We start from the raw sequence: 15,031 nt of genomic DNA, 5'->3' as shown, positions 1-15,031 counted from the left end.
GGCCCAACAAACTCAGTGCGGCTGTTCGAAGCCGGCTTTAACCATCTGTTCACGCAGTGCGCGTGCAATTTCACGGTTCCCACCCGTGATTGGATAAATAACGTTGTTGACGACATCGTCAAGATAATGCTCATCAAACTCTTGCAGGGTGAGCTGCGTACCGCCTTCGTCATTAATCGCAATGCTGCCACGAATGTGACTGCCATGATCCTTTGCCTTGAGGCTGTAACGACCCATGCTGGTATTAATCGTGCTCATATCATCTCCTTGTTACGTAGACATAGCGAACAATTGAGGCCTGCTACAGGCGCTGTAATTTTAGACAATCAGCGCGCTACGCGTGCGGCGGGATAGCAACTTAAGCGATAAGCTGCGACCGGGCTCGCAGAAAAAAAGAGCAGGTAACAGTCTCTGAGGCAAGTGACTGGGATCGCGCTCGCAGCGCCCAGCGAAGCCGGAATAATCATCTATACTGAATGCACGATGCGTTATTTTTCATCCTGAAGGAGCGAACAATGAAAATAATACTGTGGATTATTGCCATTATCTTTATTGTCGGGTTACTGACGATTACTGGCGTGTTTAAACTGATTTTCTGACGCGTTCAGGCACCCGCCGGGTGCCTGAAAACATTATTCAACGTGACGGGCGGCAGAAGCAGAGTGCAGGGATGACAGCGGGATCACATCGCGCAGGCTGATCGGCTTGCCGCACGCGGCGCAACAGGCGCCGTGATGATCGGAATCGTCGACCTTTTCCTTGCCGGGTACTGTATAAAAAAATTTGGCGCAACCGCAGCGGCTGCAACGAATTGTCATCTCAGTTCCTCCTCTCTCCGTCCTGGAGTGATGAGATTTATCTCAATCATCGGGTGAGTTCAATTGATAAATTTTATTAATTTATTCATGAAATCAATTTGTGTGGATAAGTTGCTGAATATTAAGTAATCACCCTAAGTAATCATTAACTGAACAGTGCATTTTCTGCACCTTTTACCCTCTGCGTTTTGTTTATTTGCCGTTTCGACTCCGTTCGCGCAGTGAGGTAAAATTAACCAGCTGATTGCCAGCAGAGCCGGGTGCAACTGGCGCCATTGTGGCGCGCGCTGCACGCGCTCGTGGCATCAGCCATTAACCCACGGCAGCACGGTGCGGCGCGATGTGGCGCTACGCGGTGACTGCCGGATACAGGATGATTTAACAGGAAGCATTGTTGTGAACTGGCGTATTTCTGCAGCCTTTTGCGGCTGTATTTTGACTTCATCGGTCTCTTTTTCGACACCAGCGGCAACCACAGGCGAAGCGATTAAATCGGGCTGGAATACCTTCTCCGATAACGTGGCGCAAACCTGGACACAACCGCAAAATTACGATCTTTACGTCCCGGCTATCACCTGGCACAACCGCTTTACTTACGATGATGAACACATCAAAAAGTACAACGAGCGGCCGTGGGGCGCGGGCGGTGGCGTTTCGCGCTGGGATGAAAAGGGCAACTGGCACGGCCTGTATGCCATGGCGTTCAAAGACTCGTTTAACAAGTGGGAGCCCATCGCCGGCTACGGCTGGGAAGCGACCTGGCGACCGCTGAACGATCAGAATTTCCATCTGGGCGCCGGTTACACCGCGGGTGTGACGGCCAGAGATAACTGGCGATATATCCCGGTTCCGCTGGTATTGCCGCTGGCTTCGATAGGGTATGGCCCGGCAACCTTCCAAATGACTTACATTCCAGGTACTTATAACAACGGCAACGTCTATTTTGCCTGGTTAAGATTTCAGTTTTAATCGCTGAAGATGCGCAGAAAGTGTGAAGGGCATGGAAAAAATCAATATTTATCACTTTTTCATCAATTCGCGCTGGACAAATGTCACTGCAATTGCTGTACTAGATGCCGACACAGTTTAGTGTCCATTTTTCATGTAAAGGTAATATAGATGTCCAAGATCAAAGGTAACGTTAAGTGGTTTAATGAGTCCAAAGGATTCGGTTTCATTACTCCAGAAGATGGCAGCAAAGATGTATTCGTACACTTCTCTGCTATCCAGAGCAACGGCTTCAAAACTCTGGCTGAAGGTCAGCGTGTAGAGTTTGAAATCACCGACGGCGCTAAAGGCCCATCTGCTGCTAACGTTACCGCTCTGTAAGTTAACAGTCAGAATTTTAAAAACCCGCCTGATGGCGGGTTTTTTTTGTGCTTTTTTCAGCCCTGCCACCAGCTAATAGCCCAGGCGACAATCACCAGCGTACTGAGCGACAGCGCCAGCCATTCATTTAAACAGTGCGGTACCAGATTCTTCATGTGCCATGCCTCGCAACTTCATTTATGCCAGCATGGCAAAGCAAGATTAAGCCAGCCTTAAGCCAGCGTGACAGCGGCATGACAAGGCACATTCTGCGGCGTCGCTCACAGATAATTCCCGTAACATACTCATAACAAAGCTTACTTGCAGATTTTTCAGCGGCAACGCTATATAACAGCAGTCAGGGAACGGAGGAGGCAGGATGAACATACGTGAAGCACAGGCCAAAGACAGCTTTGCCCTGAGTGCACTGTTAACCGAGCTGGGTTATCGCGGCACGGAAAAATTTATTAGCGATCGGCTGGCGCAATTGTGCGCCCATCCCGACGAGACGCTGCTGGTGGCGGAACACGGTAACCAGGTGCTGGGATTTCTTTCGCTGCACTTCATTCCGCAGCTGGCATTAGCGGGCGATTTCGCGCGCATCAGCTATTTCTGTATCGCCGAGGGCGAGCGCAGTAAAGGCAGCGGCCAGCAACTGCTGAACCACGCCGAGCAACTGGCGCGCGCCCGCGGCTGCGACCGCATGGAAGTGCATTGTCACGCCTCGCGACTGAAAGCCAACCAGTTTTATGCGCGTGAAGGCTACGTTGAGTCGCCACGCTATCACATCAAAGATCTGGGCTGATATTAAGCTCGCGTCCGCAGGCAATCACTAACGCATCGGCGATGCTGTCGAGCTGATCGGCCGGCAGCCGCGCAATGCTGACGCGAATGAACTGTCCGCTGTTGATGCTGCAGCGTTCGCCTGGCAGCACGGTGATGCCCCGGGCGGCGAGGGTGATCATGGCATACTGCTCTGACGCCACCGGCAGCATCACGCTCAGGCCGTCGCGATCTTCCTGTACCAGCCCGCGCCGCGCCAGTGCGGCCAGCAACTGCTGACGGCGCGCGGCATACGTGCCTTTGGCCTGCTGTATGCGCTGCTGGGTGGGCGCATCGCTTAGCATCCAGGCCACCGCATCCTGCAAAATACGGCTGGTCCAGCTGACCCCGAAGTTACGCCACGACTGCAGCCGTTTCACCAGTTCTGCCGTGCCGGATACCACCGCCAGCCGCAGATCCGGGCCGTAGGCTTTGGAAAAGGAGTGCACGTGCAACGTACGCTGCGGATAGTGGCGGCCGAGACTCCATACCGGCCAGCGCGACAAATCGCCGATGCCATCATCCTCGACAATCAGGGTGGCACTCTGCGCCAGCACCTGCGCCAGCGCTTCGCTGCGCTGCTGGCTGACGCTGTAGCCGGTCGCCGAGTGGGTGCGTGGCTGATAAATGAACATCGCTGGCGCTTTCTGTAAGTGTGTCGCCAGCACCGCGGGCAGCGGTCCCTGCTCATCACCGGGCAGCGGCAGGATCTCGGCACCGATGTTGTCGAGCATATCCAGCAGACGCGTCGCGGTCGGATCTTCAATCACTACCCGATCGCCGGGTGACAGCAGCGTCTGCACTATCAGGTTCATGGCATCAAAGCCGCCATCGGTCGCCAGCCACGCCTCCGCCGGACAGGGCCAGCGCGGCGCAATGGCCGCCTGCAGCTGTGGCGAAATCGCCTCACGCTGATAGCTATTCAGCTGCGGTGACGCCAGCCCGGCCAGCATCGCCGGGCGCAGATCCGGCAGTAGGGCCGGATCGGGTGCTGCCATCGCCAGCGCGGCTTTGACGTTTTCACCATAGTTGCCAATTTTCTCAAAGCGGACCGGTCGCGGCATCACACTGTTGCCGCACACCCAGATTCCGCTTCGCCCTTTACCCGCCAGCACTTTCTGCTTTTTCAGCTGCGCCCAGGCCGCGGATACCGTGGCCGGACTCACGCCCAGCCGCTCCGCCAAATCGCGCACTGCCGGCATCTGCATGCCTACGGCAATCTGTCCGTCGCGAATCAATGTTGACGCGGCGAGGGTAATGCCTTTTACCGAGGCGTCGTTAATCTGCTGGCTGAGCCACTCTGCATCCACAATTTGCGTCATAAGAAAAAGCTTTGTTCAGTAACAAAGAAATGATTGTTCAGATTAGTATTCGCGTTTTAGACTCAAATTCAAGCACAATTTGCAGAAAAAATGCACAGCGCCAGCGTGGCGGCTGAACAAACGGAGAAGCACAACGATGATCACTATCAGACTGGCGGTGCGCGACTGGGATTACTTCACGCCGCTGGCGCTGGGCGATATTCAGCCACAGGGCTTCAGGCTGGTCATTGACCGCGTAGGCACGCTGGTGGATAACCTGGCCAGCAGTGAACACTACGAAGGCGGTGAGGTGTCGTTCAGCCGCTATGCGCAGGCACGGGCGCGCGGCGACAGCTCACTGCTCGGCCTGCCGCACTTTCTGATGCGTGGCTTTCGCCAGCGCTGCATCATCACCACCACCGCCAGCCCGCTCACCACGCCAGCCCAGCTGAAAGGCAAAAGAATCGGCGTTACCGGCTGGCAGGACTCCGGCAATACCTGGACGCGCACCGTGCTGCGCGAAGCGGGCGTCGATATCAACGACGCCTTCTGGTTTGCCGGACGCCTGGCCGCTGATCATCCGATTGTTGACCGGCTGGCGGGATTTGGTCGCCCGGGCCGTATCGAACCGGCGCCGGACGAGCGTCCGCTGATTGAACTGTTGAAAGCCGGCGAGCTGGATGCGGTGTTCACGCCGTTTATGCCTGAGGGTTTTTTCCTGAAAGATTCCGGTCTGCGCCAGCTGCAGGCGGATTTCGTCAGTGCCGAGCGCGACTACTTCAACCGCGTCGGCTATGTGCCCGGTATTCATCTGCTGGCGCTGAAGCCGGCGCTGGCGGCGGCGCATCCGTGGCTGCCGCACGCGCTGAGCGAGGTGATCGATCGCGCGTATCAGCTGTGGATGCGCAAACGCGAGAAGTACGCGGATACCACGCCGTGGCTGCTGGATGATTTGCGACGCACCGCGCAGGAATTGCCTGCCGACTGGAATCAAAACGGATTTACCGCTAACAAAAGGATGATTGCCGACTTCGCCCGTGAGCTGTTTCAGCAGGGCTTAACCACAACGTTGCTCTCGCCGGAGGAGATTTTCCCGGTGGCGGCCAGAGGGGAGTGAAGATGAAAGTAGCCATGGGGCAATTCGCCGTTAGCCGCGAATGGCAGGAGAACACCGCCATTTGTCGCGGTCTGATGCAGGATGCGCTGGCGGCGGGCGCCGATATGCTGGTGCTGCCGGAAGGCGTGCTGGCGCGCGATATCGCCGATCCCGATCTGGTGTTAAAAGCCGCACAGCCGCTGGACGGGCCGTTTGTCAGTCAGCTGCTGGAAACCAGCAAAGGTAACGCGCTGACCACCATGATGAGCGTGCACGTGCCGACGCAGGATAACAAAGCGCACAACGTACTGATTGCCCTGCGTAATGGCGAAATCATTGCGCAGTACGTCAAGCTGCATCTGTACGATGCCTTCGCCATGCAGGAGTCGCAGCGGGTTAATCCGGGTGATGCCGTGCCGCCACTGGTTGAGGTGGCCGGTATGAAAGTTGGGCTGATGACCTGCTATGACGTGCGTTTTCCCGAACTGGCGCGCCGGCTGGTGCTGGACGGTGCCGACGTGCTGGTGCTGCCTTCCGCCTGGGTAAAAGGACCGTTAAAGGAGATGCACTGGGAACTGCTGACCAGTGCGCGCGCGCTGGAAAACACCTGCTACATGGTGGCGGTAGGCGAGTGCGGGCCGCGCAACATTGGTAACAGTCTGGTGGTCGATCCGCTTGGCGTGGTGATTGCGAAGGCACCGGAGTGCGCCGCACTGGTGTTTGCCGAACTGGATCCGACCCGCATCGCCTACGCCCGCAGCGTGCTGCCGGTACTGGAAAATCGCCGCTTTGCCCGTCCGGAATTGCAATCACTTTGACCTGCCTGGGGGAAACTGACTGATGAAAATGCTTTTAACCGCCATCGCGCTGGCGACCGGCCTGACGGCGAGCGTCGCCCAGGCTGCGGACGCCATTCCGACGCAAAAAATGGATCAGGCGCTGCACGATCGGCTGCCGGCGCAGATCAAGCAGGCTGGCAAAATGATCTCGGTAAATAACGGCTCCTTTCCGCCGTATGAAATCGTTAACGGGCCGCACTCAATGGATGGCGCCTCGGCCGATCTTACCGTGGCGCTCGGCCAGCTGCTGGGCGTGAAAATTGAACACGCGACGGTGAGCGGTCTGTCCGGCGTACTGGCCGGTATTAATTCCGGACGCTATCAGATGGCCATTGGGCCGATAGGTGATTATCCGGATCGCCAGCAAAAGGTGGACTTCATCGACTACGTGCAGGAATTCGTGGTGTTTGGCGTGCAGAAGGGCAATCCGGCGCACATCAACGGTCTGGCAGATACCTGCGGTAAGCGCATTGCGGTGATGGCGGCCGGTTCGGCGGAGCAGGTGATCCGCAAACAGTCAGCCGCCTGTGAGGCTGCGGGCAAACCTGCAGTCGTGGTGCAGTCCTTTACCGATCAGCCTTCGTCGATACTGGCGGTGCGCTCGAAGCGTTCGGATGCCTTCTTCTCCTCGCAGGCGCCGCTGACCTATTTCATTGAGCAGGCGCAGGGGCAACTTCAACTGTCTGGTCAGGGGCAGAAAAACGGCTTTGGCGATATCTTTCAGGGCACGGTCGTTCCCAAAGGCTCGCCGCTGGGCGAGGTGGTGCTGGATGCCTACAAAGAACTGTTTGCCAACGGCACCTACGCGGCCATCATGAAAAAGTGGCAGCTGGACGGCAACATGCTGCCGCAGCCGGGACGTAACCTGGCGCAGGAGACGGCAAAATGAGTGCCGTCGGCCCCAACGCGCGCCCCACGGATCAGGGGGACGTGCCGCAGCGCGACGTCGCTTTTGCCCGTAGCGCGCCCGCGTATGGACGCTGGGTTAGCTGGATCGTGGTCCTGATGCTGGCAGCGAATGGTCTGTGGCTGGTGGTGACCAATCCCAATTTTGAGTGGCACGTGGTGCTGCAGTGGTTTACCGAAGGCTCGGTGCTGAAAGGGCTGCAGGTGACGCTCGGGCTGACGGTGGTGTCGATGGTGCTGGGCACCCTGCTGGGGCTGCTGCTGGCGGTCTGGCGGCTGTCAGAGAATAAACTGCTGAGCGGCGTGTCGGCGCTCTACATCTGGTTCTTTCGCGGTACGCCGCTGCTGGTGCAGCTGATATTCTGGTACAACCTGTCGACACTGTTTCCCACGCTTTCGATCACCGTGCCGTGGACGGACATCACCTTTGCCAGCTGGAATACTAACGATCTGATCACGCCGCTGACTGCCGCCATCGCCGGTCTGGCGCTCAACGAGGCTGCCTATATGGCGGAGATTATCCGTGCCGGCCTGCTGTCGGTCGATCACGGTCAGGTTGAAACCACTCAGGCGTTTGGCATGAGCCGCAGCCGCGCGCTGCGGCGTATCATCATTCCACAGGCGATGCGCGCCATTATTCCCCCGACCGGCAACCAGCTGATTAGCATGATCAAAGCCACGTCGCTGGTGAGCGTCATCGCGATGGGCGATCTGCTCTATTCGGTGCAGGCCGTTTACAACCGTACCTTTGAAATCATTCCGATGCTGATGGTGGCGGTGATCTGGTATCTGCTGATTACCTCGATCCTCAACGTCGGCCAGTCAGCCATTGAGCGCTACTACGCGCGCGGCAGCAAACGTACCGTGGTGGTGAACAAACGACGCGCCAGCAGTGACACGGCGCTGGCTGCGGCCCCGCGTTTAAAGGAGGACGTATGAGCGAGATTCAGCCGCTGGTGCGTGCGCGTAATGTGCAAAAGAGCTTCGGTGATAACGCGGTGCTGAAAGGCATCGATCTCGATGTGTTTCCGGGCGAAGTGGTGGTGATTCTCGGGCCTTCGGGCTCCGGCAAGTCGACCTTTCTGCGCTGCATTAATCATCTGGAAGAGATGAATGCCGGCTCGATTATGGTGGGCGACGAGCAGATTGGTTACGCGCTAAAGCGCGGTCTGCTGCATCGCCTGTCGGCGCGGAAAATTGCCCATCAGCGGCAGAAAATCGGCATGGTGTTTCAGCAGTTCAATCTCTATCCCCATATGACGGTACTGCAAAACATCATGGAAGCGCCGATTGGCGTGCACAAGTTCCCACGTGATGAGGTGCTGCAACACGCGCGTGAGCTGCTGGCAACGGTCGGATTGAGCGATAAAGCCGACGCCTGGCCGCGACATTTGTCGGGGGGACAACAGCAGCGCGTGGCGATTGCCCGTGCGCTGGCGATCAAACCGCTGCTGATGCTGTTCGATGAACCGACCTCAGCGCTGGATCCGGAGCTGGTGGGGGAAGTGCTGGCTACCATGCGTACCTTAGCCAATCGCGGCCTGACCATGATTGTGGTAACGCATGAGATTGGCTTTGCGCGTGAAGCCGCCGATCGCGTGGTGTTCATGGATGGTGGCGTGGTGGTGGAACAGGGACCGCCAGAGCAGGTGATTGGCAATCCGCAGCATCCGCGTACCCAGGCGTTTCTCAGCCGCTTTATCTGACCGTGAGATCTCACTCTGTTACAGATTGCAGTTGAGCGTGGTGAATAACTGCGCGTTAATAGTGCTGTCCGTTTTTCGCGAAGGTTGAAAGGTAAAATATGGAAGGTATCAGTATTGCCAAACTGCTGATCATCGGTGCGCTTATCGTACTGCTTTTTGGCACCAACAAGTTACGTTCACTGGGTGGCGATCTGGGTTCCGCAATCAAGGGCTTTAAAAAAGCCATGAAAGATGATGAATCCACCGCAACCAAAAGCAGTGCCGAAGAAACGCCTGCTGAACGCGTCGGCCACAAAGAGTAATCTCTGCGCTGAACGTCAATAAGTGTAAATATTTATTACGTTAAAAAACCAGACTGCCACAGTCTGGTTTTCGTTTTTTAGTGCCAGACAATGTGATGTTCCAGCGGTTCATCCCAGCCTGGCAGGTTGCCACCGTGATCGCCGCTGGCGGTTAGCGTGCTGTCAGCGCTGTGCCACTCATCCAGCCATGCTTCGCTGAAGGTCAGCGGCAGAAGAGCGGGCGCAATATCATCCTGCTGCATCGCCAGTTCCATCAGTGCACAATCAATCGCGCTGAGATCGCTGTCATCAATTGGCGTGATAATAGCGGCAGGCTGCGGCAGTACGGTAATCAACTTATTGTAACGGCTGCTGACATGCCCCTGTTCATCGACGAACTCTGCACTGAATACATGCTGTGCCGCGCTTAAATCGGCGGGCTGAGCGAACTGCCAGTGACCCTGTGCGTCGCCCGTTACCACTTCAATCAGCACATTATCGATATAAATAAGCACCTGAGCGCCCGCCGCCAGCGTGCCGCTAAACATTTTCGGCTCACCGCTGTCATCGTAATCCACCGCATAGTCGTGTTGCTGTATGTCGCGCAGCACAGCCACCTCTGGCAGACTCAGCGGCTGCCGGGCTGGGAGCGTGGGGACAGGCGACGGGTGGAGCGTCTGATGTTCAGCGGCATACCATGCCGCAGGCAGCGCGCTGACCAGCGACAGCGCCGGGCTGAGCGCCGGAACCTCAGGCAGGCTGTGCCAGACGCTCTCGCCAGCGGCCTGCAGCGCTGACTCCTGCGGCGGCAGCGCTGGCAGCAACGGCGTTTCATCCGGCGTTACGCTGCGCAGTTCGGTGAACGGCAGTGTGGGCGCGGGCGCAGACGCAGGCTGCGCGCTTTGCGGCAGGTGCAGATGAATTTCGTCGTAGCGGTGGTCGATGCTGATGGCGGTTGCAAGAAACGCCAGTTCGCACGACGCATGGGGCGTCACGAACGGATTAGTGATATCCATGGGCGTGGTGCGCGCTTTTAGCGCATCCAGGCTTTCGCCCGACGCGCCGCTTCGCGGTCTACCAGAGGATGGACCTGACACATCCGCCGCCCGCATAAAATCGAGCTCATCGATATGAAAGGATGATTGCATAATCTGACCTTTATGAAAAAAACACTGAGAAAATAAAAAATAATAAACAGGCTCTTATGGCCTCAGCGGTTAAAGCGACAGATTTGCGACAGGAATTAAGCGGTTTAAGCAAAATTTTGCGATTGCGCCGCAGCAGGGCGCAATCGCGGCAGGAGATTACTTCACTTCCAGGCCTTTCGCCTGCATATCAGCGTGATAGGACGAGCGGACGAACGGACCGCAGGCGGCGTGGGTAAAGCCCATCGCCAGCGCTTCTTCTTTCATCTCATCGAACTCCGCCGGGCTGACGTAACGCTGTACCGGCAGGTGGTGACGGCTTGGCTGCAGGTACTGGCCGAGGGTCAGCATGGTAACACCGTGGCGACGCAAATCGCGCATCACCTCGATGATTTCCGCATTGGTTTCCCCGAGACCGACCATCAGACCGGATTTGGTTGGCACGTCCGGATGCGCTTCTTTGAAACGCTCCAGCAGCTTCAGCGACCACTCGTAGTTGGCGCCCGGACGCACCTGACGATAGACGCGCGGTACGTTTTCCAGGTTATGGTTGAACACATCCGGCGGCGTAGCTGTGAGGATCTCCAGCGCGCGATCCATACGCCCGCGGAAGTCCGGCACCAGCGTTTCAATTTTGATGGTCGGGCTTTTCTCGCGGATGGCGCTGATGCAGTCAGCAAAGTGCTGTGCACCGCCGTCGCGCAGATCGTCGCGGTCCACCGAGGTGATTACCACATAGCGCAGCGCCATGTCGGCAATGGTTTGTGCCAGCTTTAGCGGCTCGTTGGCGTCCGGCGCGTTTGGCCGACCGTGTGCCACATCGCAGAACGGACAGCGGCGGGTACAGATGGCACCGAGGATCATAAAGGTGGCGGTGCCGTGGTTAAAGCATTCGGCAAGGTTAGGGCAGGAAGCCTCTTCACACACCGAGTGCAGGCCGTTTTTACGCATCGCCGCTTTGATGCCCTGAATGCGGCTGGAATCCGCAGGCAGTTTGATCTTCATCCACTCCGGCTTACGCAGGATTTCCTGGCGTTCGGTGACCACGGTTTTTACCGGAATCAGCGCCATTTTGTCGGCATCGCGATACTTGACGCCACGTTCCATCTGAATTGGTTTACTCATAAATCTGCAGGTTCCGGTCGGGATTGCGATTTGAAAGCTTCCTCACTCAAACTGAGAACCAGGCTTTCAACTTTATTTGAAAAAATTGCAAAAATTATATCATCTCGCCGGGGCAGAAGCAGCCGATAAGCCGTGGCGAAAGTTACAATTTTGTAAATGCGCACGTACGGTCAAGGTCAGCACGCGGCCTCATCATGCCATTCCGTGTCGCTAAAGCCGGTCAGGCGCGCGAAATGCTGCACCAGGCGCGGCTGCACGTCCGCCGGCGTGACGCCGGGCCGGAAGGCGCTGATCTGCGTCATCTCCATGCCGGCATAGCCACAGGGATTGATACGCAGGAAGGGCGCCAGATCCATCGCGACATTGAGCGCCAGACCGTGAAACGAGCAGCCTTTACGGATGCGCAGGCCGAGCGAACAAATTTTCGCATCGCCAACGTATACGCCGGGCGCATCCGCACGCGCACGCGCGCTGATGTCGTAATCAGCCAGCGTAGCGATGACCGTCTCTTCCAGTGCGGTGACCAGATCGCGCACGCCCAGCTTGCGGCGTTTAACGTCAATCAGTACATACATCACCTGCTGGCCCGGGCCGTGATAGGTTACCTGGCCGCCGCGATCGCTCTGTACCACCGGAATATCGCCCGGCACCAGCACATGTTCGGCTTTGCCCGCCTGGCCCTGAGTAAACACCGCGGGGTGTTCTACCAGCCAGAGTTCATCGGCGGTGGCGCTGTCGCGCCGATCGGTAAAGTGATGCATGGCATCGGAGACGGGCTGCCAGTCGCGCTGGCCAAGCTGACGAACAAGAAGCGTATTAGCAGACAAAGCAGAAGTCCGGTAGCGAGTGGAGGGCAGAGTATAACGTTGGCAAAGCGGCCTTTACCAGCGTCAGCATTACAGCACCATGCGCACGATTTCGATGTTGCCCAGCTCTTCGTACAGGGTTTCCACCTGTTCGATGTGGGTGGCGTTAATGGTGATCGACACCGAGTGATAATTGCCTTTGCTGCTGGGCTTCACGTCAGGGCTGTAGTCGCCGGGCGCATGACGCTGCACCACTTCAACCACTTGATCAACCAGCTCCGGTTGCGCCAGGCCCATCACTTTGTAGGTAAAAGGCGTCGGGAATTCGAGCAGTTCATTCAGTTTGGTTTTCATATTAACTCCGGTGCATAAAAAACAGGCTCCCGCCGAAGCGGGAGCAATATAGTAGCTTATCTGGGGACGGATTGGCGATTTTTCAAGCGCGCCTTAGCCGAACCAGTGATGGAACATCAGTTTGATGTAATCGATGATGCGGCTGAAGAAACCGCCTTCCTGCACTTCGTTCAGCACCACCAGCGGACGCTGTTCGATGGTTTTACCATCCAGCTGGAAGTTGATGCTGCCCACGACCTGGTTTTTCTGCAGCGGCGCGTGCAGTTCGGTGTTGTTCAGCACGTAACTGGCCTTGAGGTCTTTCATGCGGCCGCGCGGAATGGTCAGGTAGGCATCTTTTTCCACGCCGAGCTGCACGCGATCGCTGTTGCCAAACCATACCGGCTCAGACGCAAACTCTTTGCCCGCCTTCAGCGGTGCCACGGTTTCGAAGAAGCGGAAGCCCCAGGTCAGCAGCTTTTTACTTTCGGTTTCACGGCCTTTGAAGGTGTGACCGCCCATCACCGCCGAGATCAGACGCATCTGGCCTTCGGTCGCTGACGCCACCAGGTTATAGCCGGCGGCTTCGGTGTGGCCGGTTTTGATGCCGTCGACGTTCAGGCTGGTATCCCACAGCAGGCCGTTACGGTTCATCTGGCGGATGTTATTAAAGGTGAACTCTTTCTCTCTGTAGACCGCGTATTCATCCGGCACATCGCGAATCAGCGCCTGGCCAATCAGCGCCATGTCACGCGCCGTACTGTACTGACCGTCAGCATCAAGACCGTGCACGGTCTGGAAATGGGTATTTTTCAGGCCCAGCGCGCCCACGTAGTTGTTCATCAGGTTAACGAATGCGTCCTGACTGCCGGCAACGTAATCGGCCATCGCCACGCAGGCGTCGTTACCGGACTGCAGCACGATACCGCGCGTCAGCTGAGAGACCGGTACGCGATCGCCCGGCTTGAGGAACATCAGCGAGGAGCCTTTGAACACCGGATTGCCGGTTGCCCAGGCATCTTTACCGACGGTAACAATGTCATCCTGATGGATTTTGCCCGCTTTGACCGCCTGGCCGATGACGTAGCTGGTCATCATTTTGGTCAGACTGGCCGGGTCGCGGCGCGCGTCCGCGTTCTTTTCCGCCAGCACTTTGCCGGAGTTATAGTCGATCAGCACGTAAGCTTCGGCATCGATGTCCGGCACGCCCGGAATCATGGTTTTCAGATTAACATCATCTGCAAAGGCAACGTGGCTGAGGGAGAGAGCGACCAGTGATCCCACTGTCAGGCGTTTCAGAAAACGAGAAGGTTTCAGCGTATTCATGTTCAGGACTACAGCATCCGTGGGGTTAAGAGTGAAAAAAGTGCCTTACTATAGCAAAGCTGCCATCGTGCGACATCTGGCTTTATGCCTCAGTGTCAGCAGGCAAGGGCACGGCCCGTCACATTGACGGGCGGGCCGTGGTAATAAAGGAGCTGATCTGCGCTTCAGTGCTCAGACGCTGCTGCAGCGCCGCGGCCTGAGCCCGGCTGCTGAAACCGCCAAGCTGCACGCGGTAGACGTTGCCATTGGCTTCCACCGCGCCGGGTACACCAAAGCGCTGGCCAAGGCTGTCAGCCATCTGCCGGGCGCGAGCGGCATCATTCAGGGCGCCAACCTGTACCACAAAACCGCTGCCGGCATGGGCGCTGGCGCTGTGGCTGGCCGGAGCCGGACTCGCTGCCGCAGCCGCAGCCGGTGCGGCAGGGCTGGCGGCAACCGGTGTGGCCGACGCGCTGCCTTCCAGTACGCCGCTGGCTAACGGCTGCGGTGCGCCGAGAAAGCCGCTGCTCTGCACCGGTGCACCGATGTTGCCGTTGCTCTGCAGTGAACTGTTATCCACCGCGCGGACGTCCTGTGCGGCAGGGGCGGGCGCGCTGCTGGCGCCGGTCATCACCATGCCGCCGCTCAGGTCAGGGCGCGCCGGCAGCGCATAGCTCTGTTTGGCCACGGTGGTGCCGATGGTGCCCGGACCGGATACTGAACCGTCCGGCGCTACCTTGATATAATCCACCCGTACGCGGGTGTTATTGGAAATATTCAGGCGATCGCCCGCGGCGCGCGACAGGTCAATAATCCGACCCGGCGTGTAAGGGCCGCGATCGTTGACGCGCACCACAATCTGCCGGCCATTGGCCAGGTTGGTGACGCGCACGTAGCTCGGCAGCGGCAGGGTAGGGTGTGCGGCGCTTAACGCGTCCGGATCGTAGGTTTCACCCAGCGCGGTGCGGTTGCCCTGCGCCTCTTCGCCGTACCAGGTTGCCAGACCAACTTCACTGTAGTTAGACGGATCTTTAATCACCCGGTAGGTTTTGCCGTTGACGCTGTAGTCCTGGCTGGTAGAGGGATTGATCGGCTCATAGCGCGGCTCCACGCCAGGAATCTCCACCACCGGGCCATTGTAGGCCGGCTGCGGCGGGGCCGTGTTCGTCTGCTGTTCCGGTGTGGAACAGGCAGCCAGTACCAGTGATGCCAGAGCAACCCCAAGCCAGTCCTTACGCAT

General features: G+C 57.6%; 17 protein-coding genes. 9 read left to right on the top strand and 8 right to left on the bottom strand.

The genetic code is table 11. The features are described from left to right. Nucleotides 1–12 precede the first annotated feature (12 nt). On the bottom strand, nt 13–258 hold the full coding sequence (locus tag F3I21_RS05520) for a hypothetical protein (RefSeq protein WP_021508600.1): 246 nt from the start codon (nt 256–258) through the stop codon (nt 13–15). 956 nt (nt 259–1,214) lie between these two features. Between F3I21_RS05520 and pagP the strand changes: the two genes are divergently transcribed. The 3 genes from pagP to F3I21_RS05495 all read left to right on the top strand — a co-directional run bounded on the left by pagP (nt 1,215) and on the right by F3I21_RS05495 (nt 2,931). Continuing rightward, nucleotides 1,215–1,787: a lipid IV(A) palmitoyltransferase PagP gene (gene pagP, locus F3I21_RS05505; protein ID WP_021508599.1), complete on the top strand. Its 573-nt coding sequence runs from the start codon at nt 1,215–1,217 to the stop codon at nt 1,785–1,787. Between the two features lie 150 nt (nt 1,788–1,937). Continuing rightward, nucleotides 1,938–2,147, top strand: a complete 210-nt coding sequence (gene cspE, locus F3I21_RS05500; RefSeq protein WP_010615627.1) for a transcription antiterminator/RNA stability regulator CspE — start codon at nt 1,938–1,940, stop codon at nt 2,145–2,147. A gap of 358 nt (nt 2,148–2,505) precedes the next feature. Next, entirely contained in the window at nt 2,506–2,931 is a 426-nt protein-coding gene (locus F3I21_RS05495; protein WP_021508597.1) for a GNAT family N-acetyltransferase, read from the top strand. Here F3I21_RS05495 and F3I21_RS05490 read toward each other — a convergent pair. After that, nucleotides 2,915–4,270, bottom strand: a complete 1,356-nt coding sequence (locus F3I21_RS05490) for an aminotransferase class I/II-fold pyridoxal phosphate-dependent enzyme (RefSeq protein ID WP_125309948.1) — start codon at nt 4,268–4,270, stop codon at nt 2,915–2,917. The two genes, F3I21_RS05495 and F3I21_RS05490, sit on opposite strands and share 17 nt — an antisense overlap. Nucleotides 4,271–4,406: 136 nt before the next feature. Between F3I21_RS05490 and F3I21_RS05485 the strand changes: the two genes are divergently transcribed. From F3I21_RS05485 to tatE, 6 genes are all read left to right on the top strand, one after another. Then, on the top strand, nt 4,407–5,366 hold the full coding sequence (locus F3I21_RS05485; protein WP_150058454.1) for a nitrate ABC transporter substrate-binding protein: 960 nt from the start codon (nt 4,407–4,409) through the stop codon (nt 5,364–5,366). Between the two features lie 2 nt (nt 5,367–5,368). After that, the gene (locus F3I21_RS05480) at nt 5,369–6,163 is read left to right on the top strand and encodes a deaminated glutathione amidase (RefSeq protein ID WP_150058453.1); all 795 of its coding nucleotides are present in this window, start codon (nt 5,369–5,371) and stop codon (nt 6,161–6,163) included. 22 nt (nt 6,164–6,185) lie between these two features. Further along, nucleotides 6,186–7,073, top strand: a complete 888-nt coding sequence (locus tag F3I21_RS05475; protein ID WP_150058452.1) for an ABC transporter substrate-binding protein — start codon at nt 6,186–6,188, stop codon at nt 7,071–7,073. Then, on the top strand, nt 7,070–8,029 hold the full coding sequence (locus tag F3I21_RS05470) for an amino acid ABC transporter permease (RefSeq protein WP_150058451.1): 960 nt from the start codon (nt 7,070–7,072) through the stop codon (nt 8,027–8,029). The genes F3I21_RS05475 and F3I21_RS05470 overlap by 4 nt, the downstream gene beginning before the upstream one ends. Continuing rightward, on the top strand, nt 8,026–8,796 hold the full coding sequence (locus F3I21_RS05465) for an amino acid ABC transporter ATP-binding protein (protein ID WP_058757904.1): 771 nt from the start codon (nt 8,026–8,028) through the stop codon (nt 8,794–8,796). The genes F3I21_RS05470 and F3I21_RS05465 overlap by 4 nt, the downstream gene beginning before the upstream one ends. Before the next feature lie 98 nt (nt 8,797–8,894). Next, the gene (tatE, locus tag F3I21_RS05460) at nt 8,895–9,098 is read left to right on the top strand and encodes a twin-arginine translocase subunit TatE (RefSeq protein WP_010618871.1); all 204 of its coding nucleotides are present in this window, start codon (nt 8,895–8,897) and stop codon (nt 9,096–9,098) included. Between the two features lie 77 nt (nt 9,099–9,175). On the opposite strand, the gene F3I21_RS05455 is transcribed toward tatE, so the two are convergent. The 6 genes from F3I21_RS05455 to rlpA all read right to left on the bottom strand — a co-directional run bounded on the left by F3I21_RS05455 (nt 9,176) and on the right by rlpA (nt 15,031). After that, nucleotides 9,176–10,225, bottom strand: coding sequence for a hypothetical protein (locus F3I21_RS05455; protein WP_150058450.1), 1,050 nt, complete (start codon nt 10,223–10,225; stop codon nt 9,176–9,178). 156 nt (nt 10,226–10,381) lie between these two features. After that, a complete protein-coding gene (lipA, locus tag F3I21_RS05450; protein WP_058757902.1) occupies nt 10,382–11,347 on the bottom strand; it encodes a lipoyl synthase in 966 nt (321 codons plus the stop codon). Nucleotides 11,348–11,523: 176 nt separating this feature from the next. Beyond that, nucleotides 11,524–12,174 carry a lipoyl(octanoyl) transferase LipB gene (lipB, locus tag F3I21_RS05445; RefSeq protein WP_150058449.1) on the bottom strand — a complete coding sequence of 217 codons (651 nt, stop codon included), beginning with the start codon at nt 12,172–12,174 and terminating at the stop codon, nt 11,524–11,526. A 69-nt stretch (nt 12,175–12,243) separates the two neighbouring features. Continuing rightward, a complete protein-coding gene (gene ybeD / locus F3I21_RS05440; protein ID WP_010618866.1) occupies nt 12,244–12,507 on the bottom strand; it encodes a DUF493 family protein YbeD in 264 nt (87 codons plus the stop codon). 93 nt (nt 12,508–12,600) lie between these two features. Further along, complete coding sequence (gene dacA, locus F3I21_RS05435; protein ID WP_021508587.1) at nt 12,601–13,812, bottom strand: D-alanyl-D-alanine carboxypeptidase DacA; 1,212 nt, start codon at nt 13,810–13,812, stop codon at nt 12,601–12,603. 118 nt (nt 13,813–13,930) lie between these two features. Next, entirely contained in the window at nt 13,931–15,031 is a 1,101-nt protein-coding gene (gene rlpA, locus F3I21_RS05430) for an endolytic peptidoglycan transglycosylase RlpA (RefSeq protein ID WP_150058448.1), read from the bottom strand.

It is taken from the genome of Pantoea sp. B_9, from assembly GCF_008632015.1.
Lineage (GTDB): Bacteria > Pseudomonadota > Gammaproteobacteria > Enterobacterales > Enterobacteriaceae > Pantoea > Pantoea dispersa.
The sequence above is the reverse complement of the archived record's forward strand: the minus strand, read 5'-3'. Positions and strand labels throughout refer to the sequence as shown.

Excerpts from the sequence above, each read along its gene's own strand:
- F3I21_RS05520 (WP_021508600.1), bottom strand. The coding sequence starts at position 258 with ATGAGCACGATTAATACCAGCATGGGTCGTTACAGCCTCAAGGCAAAG.
- cspE (WP_010615627.1), top strand. The coding sequence starts at position 1,938 with ATGTCCAAGATCAAAGGTAACGTTAAGTGGTTTAATGAGTCCAAAGGA.
- F3I21_RS05495 (WP_021508597.1), top strand. The coding sequence starts at position 2,506 with ATGAACATACGTGAAGCACAGGCCAAAGACAGCTTTGCCCTGAGTGCA.
- F3I21_RS05490 (WP_125309948.1), bottom strand. The coding sequence starts at position 4,270 with ATGACGCAAATTGTGGATGCAGAGTGGCTCAGCCAGCAGATTAACGAC.
- F3I21_RS05485 (WP_150058454.1), top strand. The coding sequence starts at position 4,407 with ATGATCACTATCAGACTGGCGGTGCGCGACTGGGATTACTTCACGCCG.
- F3I21_RS05480 (WP_150058453.1), top strand. The coding sequence starts at position 5,369 with ATGAAAGTAGCCATGGGGCAATTCGCCGTTAGCCGCGAATGGCAGGAG.
- F3I21_RS05475 (WP_150058452.1), top strand. The coding sequence starts at position 6,186 with ATGAAAATGCTTTTAACCGCCATCGCGCTGGCGACCGGCCTGACGGCG.
- F3I21_RS05470 (WP_150058451.1), top strand. The coding sequence starts at position 7,070 with ATGAGTGCCGTCGGCCCCAACGCGCGCCCCACGGATCAGGGGGACGTG.
- F3I21_RS05465 (WP_058757904.1), top strand. The coding sequence starts at position 8,026 with ATGAGCGAGATTCAGCCGCTGGTGCGTGCGCGTAATGTGCAAAAGAGC.
- tatE (WP_010618871.1), top strand. The coding sequence starts at position 8,895 with ATGGAAGGTATCAGTATTGCCAAACTGCTGATCATCGGTGCGCTTATC.
- F3I21_RS05455 (WP_150058450.1), bottom strand. The coding sequence starts at position 10,225 with ATGCAATCATCCTTTCATATCGATGAGCTCGATTTTATGCGGGCGGCG.
- lipA (WP_058757902.1), bottom strand. The coding sequence starts at position 11,347 with ATGAGTAAACCAATTCAGATGGAACGTGGCGTCAAGTATCGCGATGCC.
- ybeD (WP_010618866.1), bottom strand. The coding sequence starts at position 12,507 with ATGAAAACCAAACTGAATGAACTGCTCGAATTCCCGACGCCTTTTACC.
- dacA (WP_021508587.1), bottom strand. The coding sequence starts at position 13,812 with ATGAATACGCTGAAACCTTCTCGTTTTCTGAAACGCCTGACAGTGGGA.
- rlpA (WP_150058448.1), bottom strand. The coding sequence starts at position 15,031 with ATGCGTAAGGACTGGCTTGGGGTTGCTCTGGCATCACTGGTACTGGCT.